The sequence below is a fragment of the Hymenobacter sp. APR13 genome, from assembly GCF_000737515.1.
Classification (GTDB): domain Bacteria; phylum Bacteroidota; class Bacteroidia; order Cytophagales; family Hymenobacteraceae; genus Hymenobacter.
On the sequence record NZ_CP006587.1, the window covers coordinates 3,717,058 to 3,734,890 of the forward strand.

General features: G+C 62.6%; 17 protein-coding genes. 7 read left to right on the forward strand and 10 right to left on the reverse strand.

The window, feature by feature from the left end; all coding sequences use genetic code 11:
* Positions 1 to 43: 43 nt before the first annotated feature.
* The 3 genes from N008_RS15505 (at position 44) to N008_RS23240 (ending at position 2,333) form a co-directional block, all read left to right on the forward strand.
* Positions 44 to 889 carry a class I SAM-dependent methyltransferase gene (locus N008_RS15505; protein WP_044017311.1) on the forward strand — a complete coding sequence of 282 codons (846 nt, stop codon included), beginning with the start codon at positions 44 to 46 and terminating at the stop codon, positions 887 to 889.
* A 146-nt stretch (positions 890 to 1,035) separates the two neighbouring features.
* Positions 1,036 to 1,692: a zinc ribbon domain-containing protein gene (locus tag N008_RS15510; protein ID WP_052381615.1), complete on the forward strand. Its 657-nt coding sequence runs from the start codon at positions 1,036 to 1,038 to the stop codon at positions 1,690 to 1,692.
* A 62-nt stretch (positions 1,693 to 1,754) separates the two neighbouring features.
* Positions 1,755 to 2,333 carry a hypothetical protein gene (locus tag N008_RS23240; protein ID WP_156109343.1) on the forward strand — a complete coding sequence of 193 codons (579 nt, stop codon included), beginning with the start codon at positions 1,755 to 1,757 and terminating at the stop codon, positions 2,331 to 2,333.
* 78 nt (positions 2,334 to 2,411) lie between these two features.
* On the opposite strand, the gene N008_RS15520 is transcribed toward N008_RS23240, so the two are convergent.
* From N008_RS15520 to N008_RS15555, 8 genes are all read right to left on the reverse strand, one after another.
* Complete coding sequence (locus N008_RS15520; protein ID WP_044017315.1) at positions 2,412 to 3,368, reverse strand: transketolase family protein; 957 nt, start codon at positions 3,366 to 3,368, stop codon at positions 2,412 to 2,414.
* A gap of 41 nt (positions 3,369 to 3,409) precedes the next feature.
* The gene (locus tag N008_RS15525; RefSeq protein WP_052381616.1) at positions 3,410 to 4,168 is read right to left on the reverse strand and encodes a phytanoyl-CoA dioxygenase family protein; all 759 of its coding nucleotides are present in this window, start codon (positions 4,166 to 4,168) and stop codon (positions 3,410 to 3,412) included.
* A 100-nt stretch (positions 4,169 to 4,268) separates the two neighbouring features.
* Entirely contained in the window at positions 4,269 to 5,672 is a 1,404-nt protein-coding gene (locus tag N008_RS15530) for a vWA domain-containing protein (RefSeq protein WP_044017317.1), read from the reverse strand.
* A 209-nt stretch (positions 5,673 to 5,881) separates the two neighbouring features.
* Entirely contained in the window at positions 5,882 to 6,787 is a 906-nt protein-coding gene (locus N008_RS15535; protein WP_081910843.1) for a transketolase, read from the reverse strand.
* A gap of 91 nt (positions 6,788 to 6,878) precedes the next feature.
* Entirely contained in the window at positions 6,879 to 7,328 is a 450-nt protein-coding gene (bcp, locus tag N008_RS15540) for a thioredoxin-dependent thiol peroxidase (RefSeq protein WP_044017319.1), read from the reverse strand.
* A gap of 50 nt (positions 7,329 to 7,378) precedes the next feature.
* Positions 7,379 to 7,963 (reverse strand): lipocalin family protein, encoded by a 585-nt coding sequence (locus N008_RS15545; RefSeq protein WP_044017321.1) that lies wholly within the window; start codon positions 7,961 to 7,963, stop codon positions 7,379 to 7,381.
* A 50-nt stretch (positions 7,964 to 8,013) separates the two neighbouring features.
* Positions 8,014 to 10,026, reverse strand: coding sequence for a M23 family metallopeptidase (locus N008_RS15550; RefSeq protein ID WP_081910844.1), 2,013 nt, complete (start codon positions 10,024 to 10,026; stop codon positions 8,014 to 8,016).
* A 162-nt stretch (positions 10,027 to 10,188) separates the two neighbouring features.
* Positions 10,189 to 10,803: a fumarylacetoacetate hydrolase family protein gene (locus N008_RS15555; RefSeq protein WP_044017322.1), complete on the reverse strand. Its 615-nt coding sequence runs from the start codon at positions 10,801 to 10,803 to the stop codon at positions 10,189 to 10,191.
* A gap of 289 nt (positions 10,804 to 11,092) precedes the next feature.
* Between N008_RS15555 and N008_RS15560 the strand changes: the two genes are divergently transcribed.
* Genes N008_RS15560 through N008_RS24070 form a run of 3 tightly spaced genes read left to right on the forward strand, consistent with a single transcriptional unit; the run spans position 11,093 to position 12,615 of the window.
* The gene (locus N008_RS15560) at positions 11,093 to 11,887 is read left to right on the forward strand and encodes a M48 family metallopeptidase (protein ID WP_044017324.1); all 795 of its coding nucleotides are present in this window, start codon (positions 11,093 to 11,095) and stop codon (positions 11,885 to 11,887) included.
* Positions 11,888 to 11,911: 24 nt separating this feature from the next.
* Positions 11,912 to 12,484 (forward strand): hypothetical protein, encoded by a 573-nt coding sequence (locus tag N008_RS15565; protein ID WP_044017326.1) that lies wholly within the window; start codon positions 11,912 to 11,914, stop codon positions 12,482 to 12,484.
* Positions 12,485 to 12,486: 2 nt separating this feature from the next.
* Positions 12,487 to 12,615, forward strand: a complete 129-nt coding sequence (locus N008_RS24070) for a hypothetical protein (RefSeq protein WP_262489696.1) — start codon at positions 12,487 to 12,489, stop codon at positions 12,613 to 12,615.
* Between the two features lie 57 nt (positions 12,616 to 12,672).
* Here the strand turns inward: N008_RS24070 and N008_RS15570 are convergent, their stop codons facing one another.
* Positions 12,673 to 13,395, reverse strand: a complete 723-nt coding sequence (locus N008_RS15570) for an alpha/beta fold hydrolase (RefSeq protein ID WP_044017328.1) — start codon at positions 13,393 to 13,395, stop codon at positions 12,673 to 12,675.
* 2 nt (positions 13,396 to 13,397) lie between these two features.
* A complete protein-coding gene (locus N008_RS15575) occupies positions 13,398 to 14,783 on the reverse strand; it encodes a UDP-N-acetylmuramate--L-alanine ligase (RefSeq protein WP_044017330.1) in 1,386 nt (461 codons plus the stop codon).
* Between the two features lie 420 nt (positions 14,784 to 15,203).
* On the opposite strand from N008_RS15575, the gene dnaB reads away from it, so the two are divergent.
* Positions 15,204 to 17,759 (forward strand): replicative DNA helicase, encoded by a 2,556-nt coding sequence (gene dnaB, locus N008_RS15580; RefSeq protein ID WP_081910953.1) that lies wholly within the window; start codon positions 15,204 to 15,206, stop codon positions 17,757 to 17,759.
* Positions 17,760 to 17,833 lie beyond the last annotated feature (74 nt).

The following is a 17,833-nucleotide window of genomic DNA, read 5'->3' on the forward strand; positions in this document are numbered from 1 at the left end:
AAGAAGAGCAATAGGGCTTAGTTTCACGTAACCCCGCAAGCGCATGGAAGCACAACTGGAGCAGATTCGGGAGCAGCAGAAAGACACCTGGAACCGGTTTTCGGCGGGCTGGCGCAAGTGGGATAGTTTCACCATGGACTGGCTGCGGCCCATGGGCGAGGAGATCATCGCCTGCCTGCACCTGCACGATACGGATATAGTGCTGGACGTGGCTGCCGGTACCGGCGAGCCCGGCCTGACGATGGCGCCGCTGGTGCCCCACGGCAGAGTGGTTATCACCGATCTGGCCGAGCAGATGCTGGCCGTGGCTCAAGACAATGCCGCTCGCAAAGGCATCCACAACTACGAAACAGTTGCCTGCGACGTGTGCGAGCTGCCTTTCGACAATGAGTCGTTTGATGCCGTGAGCTGTCGGTTTGGGTTTATGTTTTTTCCCGATATGGCCCTTGCCGCGCAGGAAATGGTGCGGGTGCTGAAACCGGGCGGGCGAATAGCCGCTGCCGTGTGGGGTACGCCCGACAAAAACGCTTGGATTACAACCATCATGGGCACCATCAGCCAGCACCTGCAACTGCCTGCACCCGCCCCGGGCGCCCCGGGCATGTTCCGGTGCGGCAGTCCGGGCTTTTTGGCCGACTTGTTCCGGCAGGCCGGCCTGCACAACGTCACGGAAAAAGACCTGACCGGCCACCTGAAATGCGGCACCAACGACAACTATTGGAATTTCATGAACGACGTGGCTGCCCCGGTGGTAGGGGCGCTAAGCAAGGCAGACGAGCCAACGAAAGCCGCCATAAAAACCGACGTCTTCGCCCAGGTTGACCGCCGATATCCTGACCGAAAGGCCGCCCTCGACTATGGCGCAGTGGTGGTGTGCGGTGAAAAGTAGGAGCGGCTGGCCAGCGGGGTTTTGTTTGCTGCGCTGAAACTATCCGGCAGCCTCCAGGCCCGGCCGGTGGCGCATCAGAGAGTGAGAAAAAGTGGGAGAGATATAGGAAAAAGGTAATTTGAGCCCTGGCACCTACTACCACCGCTATGAGCAGCATGATTCACTTCGTGGCCAACCACGATGACCTCAGCACCGACAAGGGCTTCCAGTTCAAGTTCTACTGCGACAAGTGCCGCAACGGGCACATGTCGCGCTTTCTGCCCAACAAAATCGGGATTGCCGGGGAGCTGATGCGGGCCGCTGGCAGTCTGTTTGGCGGATCGTTTTATGATGCCGGCACCGCTGCCTACCACGTGCAGCGTGCCATCGGCGGCAAGGCCCACGACGACGCCCTGGAAACGGCCGTGCAGGAAGGTAAAACCTACTTCAAGCAGTGCACCCGCTGCGGCCACTGGGTGTGCCCTGATGTGTGCTGGAACCACACCGCCGGCCTCTGCGAAGATTGCGCCCCCGACGAACACGAGGAGCTGGCCGCCCAGCAGCGCCAAGCCGCCCGCGAGCAGATCCATACCAAAACCCGGGAGCACGACTACACCCAAGACCTCGATTTTCTGGGCCAGGCCAAGGTAGAGCAGTGCCCCAACTGCCAAGCCCGCCTCCAGCCCGGCCAGAAGTTCTGCCCCGAGTGCGGCACCGCCAGCGCCACCGCCGCCGCCGCGCCCAAAGAGAAATTCTGCGGCGACTGTGGCGCCTCCGTAAAGCCCGGCCAGAAGTTCTGCGCCGGGTGCGGAGCCAAGCAATGACAAATAGAAACGTCACCATCTACATATTTGGACACTGGCTGTAAACTCAGAAACACTTAATCATGACAGAAGAAATTGAAGAGAGTATAAAGAAATTAGTAGCTCGGAATAAATTAAGTGAAGCTATTACTCTTGCAGAAGGGCAGATATTGCTAAACCCAGCTTCCGACTTTGTGGATGCAGTAGGGAAAAATTTGCTTCATCTCACAGACGATTTAGTTGATTATCTAAATCGATTTTTTGCTGGTGCTGAGAACGAAATAAAAGTTCAGAGCCTGTTTGCTGAAATGAATGGCTTCACCATAAACTGCGATTCGTGGTATGTTGACCTATTTGCCTTCGACCGGGATGAGGGGCTCAACGATACCGATTGGCTGGCTGACGACAGTTATCCAGCTGCTGTCCCGCTGCCAATAACCGGGCTGGAAGACATTCAAGCCATTTATGAGAACTACGCGGAAAAGTGGGAGGACGCCGCTGGGGAAGAGGCTGCCCATGACTGCGCTGCCCTGATCCTACTTCGGGTGCAGGAGCTTTTTAATGCCGCCAAAGGAGTGGCCGCCCAGCAACTCAAATGGGCTACCCTCCCGATCTACGTAACCTCCCACGACGCCTATATTGAACTGCTCTACCGAGCATAGCAAGTCCCAGACGTCACAACGCCCCGGCTGCAACACGTGCGGCCGGGGCGTTGGGCATTTGGGGCGGCTGTCAGAAACCTACTTCCGGCGGGCCATTACCTTCTCCACGGCGCGCACGATGGCGGCTTCGTTGAGCTCGTACTTCTCCATCAGCTGGTCGGGCGTGCCCGATTCGCCGAACGAGTCGTTCACGGCTACCATTTCCAGCGGTAGGGGCTCCTCGCGGGCCAGCAGCTGGGCCACGGAGTCGCCGAGGCCGCCGTTCATCTGGTGTTCCTCAGCCGTCACCACACAGCGCGTCTTGCGCGCCGACTCCAGAATCAGCTGCGCATCCAAGGGTTTGATGGTGTGGATGTTGATGATTTCGGCGTTGATGCCTTTCTCGGCCAGCAGCTTGCCGGCCAGGATGGCCTTCCATACCAGGTGGCCGGTGGCGAAGATGCTCACGTCGGTGCCTTCGTTCAGCACCACGCCCTTGCCGATTTCAAACTCCTGGTCGGCGGGGGTGAAGTTGGGCACCACGGGGCGGCCGAAACGCAGGTACACGGGGCCCTCGTAGTCGGCAATGGCCAGGGTGGCGGCTTTGGTCTGGTTGTAGTCGCAGGGGTTGATGACGCACATGTGGGGCAGCATCTTCATCAGCCCAATGTCCTCCAGAATCTGGTGGGTGGCGCCGTCTTCGCCCAGCGTGAGGCCGGCGTGCGAGGCGCAGATTTTCACGTTCTTGCCCGAGTAGGCAATGCTCTGCCGGATTTGGTCGTAGACGCGGCCGGTGCTGAAGTTAGCGAAGGTGCCCGTGAACGGAATCTTACCGCCAATGGTGAGGCCGGCGGCCAGGCCCATCATGTTGGCCTCGGCAATGCCCACCTGGAAAAACCGCTCGGGGAAATCCTTCACGAAGGCGTCCATCTTGAGCGAGCCAATCAGGTCGGCGCACAGCGCTACCACATTGGGGTTGGTTTTGCCCAGCTCGTGCAGGCCGGCCCCAAAGCCGCTGCGGGTGTCCTTCGATTCGGTGTAGGGAAAGTCTTTCATGGGTTGGATGTTGGGAGCTTGGGGACTAAGGGTCTTGGGTTTTATGTGAGAGGAAGGGCCAGCCGCTCGCGCCACTGCAACCCGTCGGGCAACTCGGCGGCGCTGAACTCCAGGTGAATCACGCGGCGCGGCTGGGCGCTGGTGCTGCGGTTGGAAGCGTGCAGCGTGAGCGGCTGCATCAGCATCACGCCCCCGGCGGGCACGGCGCACGTCAGCGCCTGCGGCGTAAAGGTAGGATGCTGGTCGTTGGGGATGACGCCGTGGCGGTGCGAGCTAGGCACCACCCGCAGCGCGCCGTTGCTGGCGTCGCAGTCGTCGAGATGCAGCCGCACCGTAACGATGCTTTCCAGGATTTCGCGGGGCGGCAGCACGGTGGTTTCGCCGCCCTTGCTGCTCCAGGGGCCGTAGCCGGGCAGTTCCATCCGGTCGATTACAGCTACCATCACATCCTGATGCCAGGCCACCAGCCAGTTGGAGCCGGCCGGCTTATCGAAGTAGATGGCCTTCACCAAGTGCGGCGTTTGGGTTGGAAACAGCGCCGCCAGCACGTCCCGCAGCCCGGACGTCAGGAGTTGCTCCTGCAGCACCGGAAGCTCCTGCAGCAGATTCTGGATGGCAAACACGTCCTGGCTGCGCCGGAAGCGGGGCGAGGTGGTATCGGCCGTGGCGATGGTGCCCAGCACCGCCGCCGTTTCAGCCGGAGTGAAAACGCCGGGCAGGATGGCGTAACCGTCGGAGCGGAGCTGCGCGGCGGCCAGTTTGAGAGCAGGAGCTGATGCGGCTGGTATCGTTACAGGCATATCAGGCAAGCGTAAAAGCTCCGCGAGCCTCCGCGGTGTGGCGAATGGCGGCTTTGTGGTTGGGATGCCTGGCGGCACAAGCTGAAGCGTGTGCTACATTTCATCGGCCAAAGATGCTAACCGAGCTGGTCTGGCCCGAGCGGATGGTGAAGTTGCGCACGTCGGTGAACTGGCTGCCGGTGGCGGTTTTGGTGCGGAAGATGAGGCGGTAGGAGCCGGGCTGCATTGGTACGTTGATCTTGCTGCTGCCGCCATCGGGCAGGTTGTAGAGCCAGGTCTGGGTTTCGTCGTCGTTGAGGCGGTAGATGCTGCCGTAGCCTTTCAGGTCCGACACAATGTTGAGGATGCCCGGCGCCGGGTACGTGACGGTGGTTTCCTGGCCCTGCCGGATGCTGATGCGCCGCACCTGCCGGGGCAGCGTCAGCAGCTCCACGTCGTAGGTGCCGGCCAGCAGCTTCTGCCGCGCCCCGAAGGGCAGGGCCAGCAGCGTGCCGTCCTTGCCGGGCTGCCGGATAACAGCCTGCACCGTGCCGTAGGGGTTGGGCGTCACGTTGGGGTTCTGCAGCCAGAGGGTGCCCTGCGGCGTTTTGTAGGTCAGCACGTTGGCCTTGCCCGGCCGAATCTGCAGGTTTTCCTGGCGCACCGGCGGCACGGTGTTTATCACCAGGTCGTAGCTCTGCAGCGCGTCGATGTCGAGGGCGTCGGGCTGGCCTTTGGCGTCGCGGTAGTGCACGTAGTTGTACTCGGGCAGGCCCGTGACGTTGTTGAGAAACGTCAGGTTCACGTTCGTTTCCACGCCCCGGCCGGCCTCGTCGGTGAGGTTGACGGCCACGGTGGTTTTGGCCAGCGTCTGGGCCACCACGTCGTTGAGGATGGTGCGGAACGTCTTCACGTCGGCGGCATTGTAGTACTGCCCCAGACATTCCAGCTGCTTGCCAAACTCCCGTTCGGCCCCGATGCCAATCACGAAGGGCTTGAGAAACACCCGCTTCCGCTGCAGCGCCAGCGAGGTGGCGCACGGGTCTCCTTTGCACGATTCCAGCCCGTCAGTAATCAGAATCAGCACGTTGCGGGCCGTTTTATCGGTCGGGAAGTCGCCGGCCGACTGCAGCAGCGAGTAGGTGATGGGCGTGTTGCCGCGGGGCTCAATAGTTTTGAGCTTGGCCTTGATGGCCCCCGCGTTTTTGGGCGCGAAGGCCACTTCCAGCTTGGAGTCCTCGCAGTTGTTTTCCGACTTGTCGTGCAGGTGGCCGTAGGCGCGCAAGCCCAGCTCCAGGTTGGGGTAGGCGTTCAGCGAATCGACCATGCGGGCCAGCAGGCCCTTGGCCACGTCCATGCGCGCCCGCCCTTCCCACGGTGCCAGCATCGAGCCCGAGGCATCCAGCAGAAACAGGATGCGCGTGACACGCGGCTTAACCGGCGGCGCGTTCTGGGCACGCAGCCCCGCGCCCGGCCAGGTGGCCAGACTCACAAGCACGCATACAAAAACGGCCAGGCGGCGCATAAGAAAGGAAACAGCAGCTCCCCCACGAAACGCGGGGAAGCCAAATGTCAGCGGGTACGGCACCAGCAGCAAACTGCCGCGAGGCTCATAGCAGCAACGCTCATCAGACCAATGCCTGTATAAAAAGGCTTCTGCTTACAAACGCAAGCCAGACATTAAACCGGCGGTTTGATCAGCGAAATCCCCTTTTTATCTGCAACATCTGCGGTTTAGTAGTCGCCGGCTTCTTCTACCAGCAGCTGCTGCAGCGCCTTTTCCAGCTGCTCATCGTTGGGCGCTACGCCGTGCCACTTGTGCGAGCCCATCATGAAGTCCACGCCGAAGCCCATCTGGGTGTCCATGAGCACCATTACGGGGCGGCCCTGGCCGAGCAGGCTTTGGGCCTCCTCGATGGTAGCCAGCAGCGTGGTCAGGTCGTTGCCGTTGGTTTCCAGTACCTGCCAGTTGAAGCTCTCAAACTTGGCGCGCAAATCGCCGAGGCCGCCGATCTTGTCGGTGGGACCGTCAATCTGCTGGCCGTTGCGGTCCACGAAGGCAATCAGGTTGTCGACTTTATGGTGTGGCGCGTAGAGGGCCGCTTCCCAGATCTGGCCTTCCTGCAGCTCGCCGTCGCCCATGAGCACGAACACCGTGCGGTCGTCGCCGTTGAGCTTTTTGGCCTGGGCCGCGCCCGTGGCCACGCTCAGCCCCTGGCCCAATGAGCCCGACGCAATGCGGACACCGGGCAGGTGCTCGTGGGTGGCGGGATGGCCCTGCAGCCGCGAGTTGAGCTTGCGGAACGTAGCCAGCTCGCTCACCGGGAAGTAGCCGGAGCGGGCCAGCACCGAGTAAAACACCGGCGAAATGTGGCCGTTGGACAGGAAAAACAGGTCCTGGCCGGTGCCGTTCATGTCGAAGGGCTGGGGCGTGTGCTTCATCACCTTGAAGTACAGGGCCACCAGCAGGTCGGTGCAGCCCAGCGAGCCGCCGGGATGGCCAGAGTTCACGGCGTGCACCATGCGCACAATGTCGCGGCGCACCTGCGCGGCAATCTGCTGCAGCTCGGCCACCGACTTGGTGGCTTCGGGGGCGTGGGTTTCGGAAGAAGCGGCGAAGGAAGAGGCGTCGTGCGACATGAATTCTATGAAGTTGAGGGAAAGCAAAGGTAGGAACTTGGGCGAGGCGCGCGAAAAAAAAGCCCCGCCAAACTGGCGGGGCTAACAGGGCCTACAGCAACTGGGCCGCGTGGTTTTTGGTGTCGACTTTGGTGATGACCTTCTCGATGCGGCCGTCGGCGTCGATCAGGAAGGTGTAGCGCATGGTGCCCATGTACTTGCGGCCGTACATGGATTTCTCCTGCCACACGCCGTAGGCTTCCACCAGCTTTTTGTCTTCATCCACGAGCAGCGGAAACGGCAGCTCGTACTTATCGGCGAACTTCTTGTGCGACTTCTCGCTGTCGATGCTCACGCCCAGCACCTGAATGCCGGCGGCCTGCAGGCTCTGGTAGTTGTCGCGCAGGTCGCAGGCCTGGGCGGTGCAGCCGCTGGTGTCGTCTTTGGGGTAGAAGTAGAGGGCCACTTTGCGGCCGGCATAGTCCTGCAGGCGGTGCAGGGTGCCGTGCTGGTCGGGCGCTTCAAAAGCGGGGGCGGCGTCGCCGATCTGGGGAATGGGCATAAGGCTGGGATTTGCGGCAAATATAGCGCGCCGCCGCGTGCCGGGCACGGTTACGGCTTGCCGGCAATGGGCTGAGGCGTGAACAGGATGCGGTCCACATCAAAACCCAGCTCGTGGGCCCGGGCCAGATACTGGTCGCGCAGGTTGCGCTCCATGTGCGGCGTGCGGCTCAGCAGCCACAGGTTGGTGCGGTCGGGGCCGCCGGCCACCAGGGCGTGGCGGTAGTCGGAGTGGTCGAGGGCAATGATCCAGTAGTCGCCTTCAAACGGCCAGAAGAAGCTCACTTTCAGCTTGGCGTTGGTGGCGGCATCCACCACGCGGGCCGTACCCGTCACGGTTTCCACGGGGCCGTTCAGGCCGTCTTTGTGGCAGGTGTTGCGCACGGTTACTTTGCCGTCGGGCCGCAGCATGTACTCGGCCGTCACGTGCTGGCAGCCTTTCTCGAAGCGCGTCGGGAGCCGGGCCACCTCGTACCAGAGGCCCATGTACTTGTGCAGATCCACGTGGGCCACGGTGGGCAGGGGCGGGTGCAGCTTGCGGCGGGCGAAGGCGTAGGCGGCCACGCCGGTAGCTACGGCCGCAGCCACGGAGGCCAGCAGCACCGGCTTGCGGCGCTTGAGCAGGTTGTTGGACATGAGGGTAGGGGAAAGGTTACTGGAATATACGAACCCGTACGCGGCCGACGCTACAGCACCACGTTCAGCACCTTCTCGTTGCCAGCCTGGTCGGTGAGGCGGAGCGTGGCTGGGCCGCGCAGGGCCGGGCCCAGCGTATCGGAGCGCTCCGAGAACAGGGTGCTGTTTTTGTGCTCGAAGCGCAGCAGGTGGAACTGCCCGTTCACTTCCAGCCGGTAGCTGGCCAGCCCCGACAGGTCGTCGCCGACCTTAAACACCACGCCGCCGGCACCTTTGCTGAGCAGGCGGCCCGAAGGCGGAATGGTGTCGGTGAGCAGGCGGAAGCGGCCGAAGGTTTTGATGGGGGCCGACACGGTGGTGTTGTCGGCGGCCCACTTGCCGCCCACGTAGCCTTTGCCGCCGTTGGGCGCTATGCTGTAGATGGCGGTGCGGCGCGGGTCCGTTACGGGCGTTTCGGGCCGGAGCGTGAGGCGCAGGGTTTCGTAGAGCGGCGTGCGGGGCAGGTGCACCGTCCAGAGGCCGGCGGCGTAGCTGGTTTGCACATACAGCGTGTCGAACAGCGTTTTGGGCGTGAAGCCCAGCTGCAGGTGGCTGGTGGAGAAGGCGAAGTCCCGGCCCGACGGAATGCTGCCCTGCCGGTCGAAGCGACGCGTGACGCCCTGGAAGCTGAGCGAGTCAGGCAGGCCGGCGCGCAGGTCGTAGAGGTAGGTGTTTTCGCTCTGCACGGTGTAGCTGGGGCGCAACGTGAGGCGGCGGTTGCCTTTGTAGAGCGTCAGCGGCCCGCCTACAGAAGCCGTGTCGGGGTCGGCGGCCGTGGCCACCAGCAGGTTGCGGCTGATGTCGTAGCGCAGGGTGGGCTTTTTCACCAGCGCCGAGCGGGTTTTGTAGTACACCGGCTGCTCGCCGCGCAGCACGAAGCGCAGCGGCGTGCGGTTGCCGTAGGAGTCGGCCAGCATGATTTCCACGGCGTAGAGCTTGCCGGCTTCCACGCGCAGCTTGCCCTTGGCGGGGCCGGTTTTGTACATGCTCAGGTCGTTGCCGTCGTCTACGAACAAGCGCTCCAGCTGCCGGCCCTGGGTGGCGCGCCACTCATAGTCCACGTGCCGGTTGATCTGGCGCGAGCCTTCCGGAAACGGAATATCGTCCACGACGTGCGAGTAGAGCGGTTGGCCGTTCACGCGCACGTCCACGCGCTGCAGGCCGTTCTTGTTCCACACGCCGTCGAACCTATCGAAGCCTTGCACCAGCAGCCCCACCTGCCCGAAGGCGGCAATGGTATCGGCCCACACGTAGCCGCCGCCGTTGGGCAGCATCGGCGCTTTCGGCACGAATATGCTCTTGCCGAAGCGGCCCTGCACGCGGGCCTCAATGCCCAGGGCCTCCACGGCAAACGCCTGCAGCTGCGGCGCCACGTGGTCCTGGATTTCGGCGAAGCCCCCAAACTGCAGCGGATTGAGCTGGTGGTCGTCGGCGGTGCGCACTTCCCAGTGCAGGTGCGGGCCCGCCGAGCCGCCCGTGTTGCCCGACAGTGCCACCACCTCACCGCGCTTCACCGGAAACTGGCCCTTGTCAAAGAACAGCTCCAGCTCGTAAGTCTGCTTCTCGTACTGGCGGCGCAGCAGCTCGGCGGCCACCGGCCCCTTGAAGTGGTTGAGGTGGCCGTACACCGTCGTCAGGCCGTTGGGGTGTGTGATGTAGAGCACGTTGCCGTAGCCGTAGCTGCTTTGCTTCATGCGCGAGATGTAGCCGTCGGCGGCGGCGTACACCGGCAAATCCACGCGGCCGTCGGTCTTGATGTCGAGGCCACCGTGGAAGTGGTTGGGGCGCAGCTCGCCCATGCTGCCGGCCAAGTAGTTCTGTACGCCGGGCTTAATAGGAAACAGAAAGTAGCCGGCCGGCACGCTGGGGCGCCGGGCGTCGGCGGGAGCCGCCGCGGCAGGTTTCGGGCCCGACGAGTCAGGCGCCTGCCCTTCGCAGGACGTGGGCGGCCAGGTGAGCAGCAGCGGCAGCGCCGCCAGACTCAGCAGCCGGCGCGAAAAGCCGATAAACAATGTATTGGGCATTCAAAAAGGAAATGTAGGCGGCAGTCTGTGGCACGGACTTCAGTCCGTAGCCTACTATACGGGCACAATACCGGAGCGCAGCCCGTGGGCCACAATTCTTAACACCAAACGCCGAGTAGCGTGGTTGCTGCGAGCTACGGACTACAGTCCGTGCTACAGGGGCTATTTCACGGCCAGGTTCAGCAGCTGCTGGTCTTCGATATAGCCCGTGAGCTGGTCGCCGGGTTGCACCGGGCCTACGCCGCTGGGCGTGCCCGTGAAGATCAAGTCGCCCATTTTCAGGGTTATGAACTGGGAGATGTAGCTGATGATTTTGTTGAAATCGTGCAGCATCAGGCCGGAGTTGCCCTGCTGGCGCACCTGCCCGTTCACTTCCAGCCGGAAGTTGATGTTCTTCAGGTCCGGGAAGTCGGCCACGGGTTTGAACTCCTGCGAAATCGGAGCCGAGCCGTCGAAGCCTTTGGCCAGCTCCCAAGGCAGGCCCTTGCTTTTGAGCTTGCTCTGCAGGTCGCGGGCCGTGAAATCGATGCCCAGGCCGATGGCGTCGAAGTAAGTGGGCGCAAACTTCTCCTCGATGTTCTTGCCGTTTTTGCAGATGCGCAGCACCAGCTCTATTTCGTGGTGAATGTCCTGCGAGAAATCGGGCACGAAGAACGGCTGGTTGCGCTGCAGCAGCGCTGTGTCAGGCTTGGCGAAGATGACGGGGGCGTCGGGCGTTTCGTTCTGGAGTTCGGCAATGTGCTCGGCGTAGTTGCGGCCAATGCAAAGGATTTTCATAGCGTAGATAAGCAGGGGGAGAGGAAATGATGCCGGCCACTGGTGGCGGCCGGAGCGCAGAAACAGGGGATACGTACAGGCGGGCGCTGCTGCCTGGCGGCCGCCCAAAAGTCAAAACTACCGCTAATTCGTAGCGGCAGAACGAAGAAACGGCAAAAAACGGGTACGCCGCCGCCCAATCAGGGTGAAATAAACATTTTTGTTGCCCGGCAACGTATAGAAGCCTCGGGCCGACTCTGCCAGCAGGCCGGGCCCGCGCCCTCTCTCATTCCCCAAGCCTCTCCTTCCCATGCTTAGAAAACTCGCCCTCGCCAGCTGCCTGTTAGTTACTGCCGCCTGCTCCACGGTGCCCATCACGGGCCGCCGCCAGCTCAGCCTCGTTTCCGATACGGAAATGAACCAGATGGCCGCCACCGAATACCAGAAGGTGCTGGCCTCCAGTCAAGTGGTCAGCAGCGGCGAGCAGGCCGCTATGGTGAAGCGCGTGGGCCAGCGCATTCAGCAGGCCGTAGACTCCTACTTCCGCCAGCAGAACGCCCAAGCCCAGCTGGAGGGCTACGCCTGGGAGTTCAACCTGATCAATGATAAGCAGGAAAACGCCTGGTGCATGCCCGGCGGCAAGGTGGCCGTGTACACCGGCATCCTGCCCATCACGCAGGACGAAAACGGTCTGGCCGTGGTCATGGGCCACGAAATTGCCCACGCCGTGGCCAAGCACAGCTCGGAGCGCATGAGCCAGCAGATGGCGGCGCAGGGTTTGGGCGGCGTGCTGTCGGCCTCGGCCGGTCAGAACCCTACGGCCACCCAGAACGTGTTTCTGCAGGTGGTAGGGGCCGGCTCGCAGCTGGGCCTGCTCAAATATGGCCGCAGCCAGGAGTCGGAAGCCGACCGCCTGGGCCTTATCTTTATGGCCATGGCCGGCTACAACCCCGATGGGGCCGTGCAGTTCTGGCAGCGCATGGACGCCCGCGACGGCCAGGCCTCGCCGCCTGAGTTTCTCTCCACCCACCCCTCCAACGGCACGCGTATCGCCGACATTCAGCGCGACCTGCCCGAGGCCCGCAAGTACTATACCGCGCGTTAATTTCTTCGCTTTATTCAGCATCCTATGATAGACTCCTCCCGGCCATTCTGGCGCCTGCTGCTGGCCGCAGGCCTGCTCACTGCTTCCTTGCCTGCCTGCGAAACTACTAAGCGTGGCTTTCCGGAGATGAGCTCGCCCGACGGCGAAACCAGCGAGGCCAGCCGCCGCCGCCGCGAACCAACCAGCAAGCTGGTGGCTTCCGTCGGCGACCGGGGCCTGATTAAGTATGAGGTGCCCCGCGAACAGCTGGCTTTGGCCTTCAGCCGGCAGTTCGGCGACGGCACCAGCATCGACAAAACCATGGTGCGCAAGGTGCAGGGCAAGCCCAAAGACCCGGCCATGTACTACCTGGTGGGCCTGGGGCTGCGCAACGGCATGTTCCGCGGCATGGCCCTGCCCCTGAACCTGACCACCGACAACGACCTGTACCTGAGCACCAGTGCCTCGCGCTACATCATCAACGGCGTGGGCTGCACGTTCTGCTTCTTCAATTTCGAGAACAACGACATTGTGGGCACGAGCTGTGAGGAAAACACCGGAGGCAGCAGCTGCGACCTGCGCGTCGAGGAAACCAACACCCTGCTTCTCAACCGCTAGCCATGCTGAGCCGCAAATGGATGCTGCGCCTGGCCCTCACCGGCCTGGCCCTACTGGTCACCACCGACCGCCGCCGCCGGCCAGCTGCCACTCCGCCCGCGCCGCCGGAGCCGGATACGAAATCGGAATAAACCGCAAAGGCCCGCCTCACAAGGCGGGCCTTTTTTGTGGCCGGAAATCTGGCTAGGCTAGCGGCGCTGGTCTTCCGTCTGCTCCACGAAGCGTGCAATGCGGCTCGTCAGCAAATCCGGGTTCACCTTGTCCAGCGGGTGCGGGGTGTTGAAGATGATTTCGAAGGTGGCGCGGGGCATGAAGTCGGCGAAGTGGCGGGAGGCATCCACGCCGGCCGTTTTGTCCAGCTCGCCCACCAGCACCTGCACCGGCACTTCCAGCCCCGACAGGTTCTGGGGCGTGAGCAGCGGCACGTCGCCGAGGCCGCGCATGAGGCCGGCCGTGGCGGCCAGCAGCGCCGGCAGGGGCGTGGGGGCGTGCTGCTGCTCCAGCTGCGCGGCAAACTGCGGAATCTTCTCCCGCATCTTCTCTGCGTCCAGAAACCGGGTTTCCAGCGCGGCCGTGGCCGGCGACCAGTCGAGCTTGGTGCCCAACGTGGTGATGCTGCGAAACCGGTGCGGGGCCGCCACCGCCGCCGCCAGCGCCGCGTAGCCGCCCATGCTGTAGCCAAACACGTGCGCCGACTCCCAGCCCTGCGCATCCAGAAACTGCGTCACCTGCGCCGCAAAATGGCGCATGGAAAACACGTCCGTTTCCAGCGGCTGGCCGCCGTGCCCGTCGAAGCTAAAGGTGCGTACCGTGTATTGGGCGGCCAGCTCGCGGGCCAAAGGGCGCAGCTGCTTTTCGCAGGCCAGCGCGCCGTGCAGCAGCAGAACCGGGTGTTTGAGTGGAGCCTGCATGGTTAGCGGACCACTTTTTCGGCCAGCTCGGCCAAATCCAGCCCGTCGAACGTGCCCGACGACATCATCAGCAGGTTGGCCTCGTGCCAGTCCTGGGCATGCAGGAAGGCGGCCAGCTCGCCGCTATCCGTGAATACACGCAGGTCGGGGCGCTGGAAGGCCTGCTGCACGGCTTCCGGCGGCAGGGCCGGCAGGCGCTTGTGCTCCAGCACGTGGGGGTTGAAGTACACCACGGCCACGTCGGGCGCGTCGAAGGTATGGGCGTACTGCGGCAGGAACGCCGGGTTCAGCGAGCTGAAGGTGTGCAGCTCCAGGCAGGCCACCAGCTTGCGCTTCGGAAACTGCTTTTTAAAGGAAGTAGCCGTGGCTTTGAGCTTGCTGGGGGCGTGGGCGAAGTCCTTGTACACCACCGAGCCTGCCCCTTCGCGCACCAGCTCCAGCCGCCGCGCCGCGCCCTTAAACGAGCCCAGCGCCTCGTAAAAATCCTTGCCCTTGATGCCCAGGCACTTGCACACTTCCTTGGCCGCCGAAATGTTGCGCAGGTTGTGCTCGCCGAACACCTGCACCGGCACTTCCTCGTCCTTCTTATTGAGCAGGTAGGTTTTGCCGTCCCGGATGACGTGCTCGTGCGGGCCGTAGCCCACGTAGGCCACGTCGGGGCTGCTGGGCACGGTCACGAGCTGCACCTGCTCGTCGTCGCGGTCGTAGATGAGCGTGCCGGCCTTGGGCGTCATGTCAGCGAAGATCTTGAACTGCTCGCGGTAGATTTCCTCGGTCGGAAACACGTTGATATGGTCCCAGCTAATGCCGGAAATCACGCCGATGTGGTGCTGGTACAGGTGGAACTTGGGCCGCCGGTCAATCGGCGACGACAAATACTCGTCGCCCTCAATGATGATGATGGGCGCGTCGTCGGTGAGCTGCACCATCAGGTCGAAGCCTTCCAGCTGGGCCCCCACGGCGTAGTCGAACTTGCGGCCGTGGTAGCGCAGCACGTGCAGAATCAGCGAGGTAATGCTGGTTTTGCCGTGCGAGCCGCCAATCACCACCCGCTGCTTGTCTTTGGACGCCTCGTAGATGAACTCCGGAAACGAATACACCCGTAGGCCCAGCTCCTGGGCGCGCAGCAGCTCGGGGTTGTCGGCGCGGGCGTGCATGCCCACAATCACGGCGTCGAGGTCGGCGGTTACTTTTTCCGGAAACCAGCCCTCGGCGGCGGGCAGCAGCCCAGCGGCAGCCAGCCGGCCTTTGGCGGGCTCAAATATCTCGTCGTCGGAGCCCGTGACGTGGGCGCCGCTTTTGTGCAGGGCCAGAGCCAGGTTGTGCATGATGCTGCCCCCGATGGCAATCAGGTGCAGGCGTTGGAGCGAAGAAGGAGTAGCGGCCATTTACAGAATAAGTAAGCAGGCGGCAAAGGTAGGGCATGGTGCCTAAGCTTTGGCTTGCGCCGGCTGGAGAGCTGTGAGCCGTAAGCCGCAAGCTTTTTCACCCCGGCCATTTTGCTAGCTGCTTGCAACTTACGGCCTGCAGCTCATCGGCAAAACGGCACGAGCGGAAGCGGATGCTACCCCTGCTCATTCTACGCAAAAGAAACCTTTTTGCCCAGCCCTCACTTGTGAAGCCCAGCCGTTAGCTTTGTACCCCTTTCCAGAAAAACGGGCCGCTACGGAAGAAATTCTGGCCAGACCGGCTCAACCTGCTTACCTTGTAGTGCCCCCCTATTGATGAACGACCGGATGGATGACCGCCTGAAACTCTCGGCTTCGCGCGCCAAAGCCGCCTGGAGCAGCCGCCCTGCGCAGCTGCCCATGGGCGGGCCCGCGGGTAAGCTGCCGCCCCAGGCGCTGGAGCTGGAAGCCGCCGTGCTGGGCGCCCTCATGCTGGAAAAAGATGCCCTCACCACGGTTATCGACATCCTGAAGCCCCAAAGCTTCTACAAGGACGGCCACCAGCGTATCTTCAAGGCCATTCTGAACCTGTTTGATAAGTCGGAGCCGATTGATATTCTGACGGTTACGCACGAGCTGCGCGAGATGGGTGAGCTGGAGCCGGCCGGCGGCGCCCACTACGTGGCCAACCTCACGTTCAAGGTCAACTCGGCGGCCAACATCGAGTACCACTCCCGCATCATCACCGAAAATGCCATTAAGCGGGAGCTGATCAACATTGCCAGCACCATCCAGCGCGACGCCTTCGAGGACACCACCGACGTGTTCAACCTCCTCGACAGCACCGAGCAGGCCCTGTTTGAGGTATCGGAGTCGAACATCCGCAAGAACTTCGACGACATGCGCAGCCTGATGGGCAAGGCCATCAAGGAGCTGGAAGAGAAGAAGGACCAGAAGGATGGCCTCACCGGCGTGCCCTCTGGCTTCTCGGCCCTGGATCGGGTGACATCCGGATGGCAACCATCTGACCTGGTGATTATTGCGGCGCGCCCCGGCATGGGTAAGTGCCTTGGCAAAGGCACCAAGGTGCTGATGTACGACGGCACACTGCGCAACGTGGAAAACGTGCAGGCCGGCGAGCTGCTGATGGGCGACGACTCCACGCCGCGTCGGGTGCTGAATATTGCCCGGGGCCGCGAAAACATGTATTGGGTGCGCCAGAACAAGGGCGAGGCCTACCGCGTCAACGAAAGCCACATTCTCTCGCTGAAGCGCAGTCGCACCGAGGGCGCGCACCGCCACGGCGACGTGCTCAACATCACAGTAAAAGACTGGTTGGGCAAGTCGGCCAAGTTCCGCTCCAACTATAAGGGCTATAAAGTGCCCGTAGAATTTGCCGCGCAGGAAGTACCGGTTGATCCGTATTTCCTGGGCGTGTGGCTCGGAGACGGCGCTTCCGACAACTGCCGCATCACGGGCCAAGACCCGGAAATTATCGAGTATCTGCACCAGTACGCTGCCGAGCTGGACATGCAGGTAACAGTAGGCGTAGTGGCGGACCGCTGCAACAGCTACGGCATCACGCGCGGCCGGCAGGGCGGCAGTATCGCCCAGTACTCGCTGCAGGACGAGCTGCGCCAGTTGGGCGTGCTCGGCGACAAGCACATTCCGCAGTTGTACCTGAGTAACAGCACCGACAACCGCCTGCGTCTGCTGGCCGGCCTCATCGACTCCGACGGCCACCTCGACCCGGTGTCCAACGGCTACGAAATCACCCAGAAAAACCACCGCTTGGTCCGGCAAATCAAGTTCTTGGCCGACTCGCTGGGCTTCCGTACTTCCCTGAAGAAGAAGCGGGCCGCCATCAGCGCCATCGGCTACGAAAGCGAGGTGTACCGCGTGCGCATCTACGGCGACATCAACCGGGTGCCGGTGCGCGTGGCCCGCAAGCAGGCCCAGCCCTGGCGCAGCCCCGTGGATTGGCGTATGACTGGCATTTCGGTGGAGTTTGACGGCGAGGACGATTACTACGGCTTCAGCATCGACGGCAACCGCCTGTTCTTGCTCCAGGACATGACCGTGACGCACAACACGGCCTTCGTGGTATCCGCCATGCGCAACGCGGCGGTGGAGTTCAAGAAGCCGGTGGCCATTTTCTCGCTGGAAATGTCGTCGCTGCAGCTCGTGAACCGTCTGATTTCAGCCGAGGCGGAGCTGGACTCCGAGAAGATCAAGAAGGGTAACCTCGCCGACCACGAGTGGGCCCAGCTCAACCACAAGATTTCCAGCCTGTCGTCGGCGCCGATTTATATTGACGACACGCCGGGCCTGAGCATCCGGGAGCTGCGCACCAAGTGCCGCCGCCTCAAGGCCCACCACGATATTTCGATGATTATCATCGACTATCTGCAGCTGATGACCGGCAACACCGATGGCAAAGGCGGCGGCAACCGTGAACAGGAAATTGCTTCGATTTCGCGGGCGCTCAAAGGCATTGCCAAAGAGCTCAATGTGCCGGTGCTCGCCCTGTCGCAGCTCTCGCGCTCCGTGGAAACCCGCGGCGGCGACAAGAAGCCGCAGCTGAGTGACCTTCGTGAATCCGGCTCTATTGAGCAGGACGCCGACATGGTTATCTTCCTGTACCGCCCCGAGTACTACAAGATTACGGAGGACGAGATGGGCAACCCCACGCAGGGCACCGGTGAGGTTATCATTGCCAAGCACCGGAACGGCTCCCTGGAAACTGTGCAGCTCAAGTTCATCGGCAAGTTCACCAAGTTCGCCGACCTCGACGGCGCGGGCGGCTTCGGCGACGCGGGCTTCAACCCCAGCGCCTTCCCGCCCAGCAGCTTCGACGAGCAGACCGGCTTCACGCCCAACACCATCCGGCTGGGCTCGCGCCTCAACAACGACGGCCCGCCACCCGCCCAGGCCTTCCCCCGCAGCAACTTCGATGACGGCCCGCCGCCGTTCTAATCTTTGTTTCAAAAGCGTCAGTCGGTAACGGCTGACGCTTTTTTTGTGCCACAGCCATACGGCGGCTTTTGCGT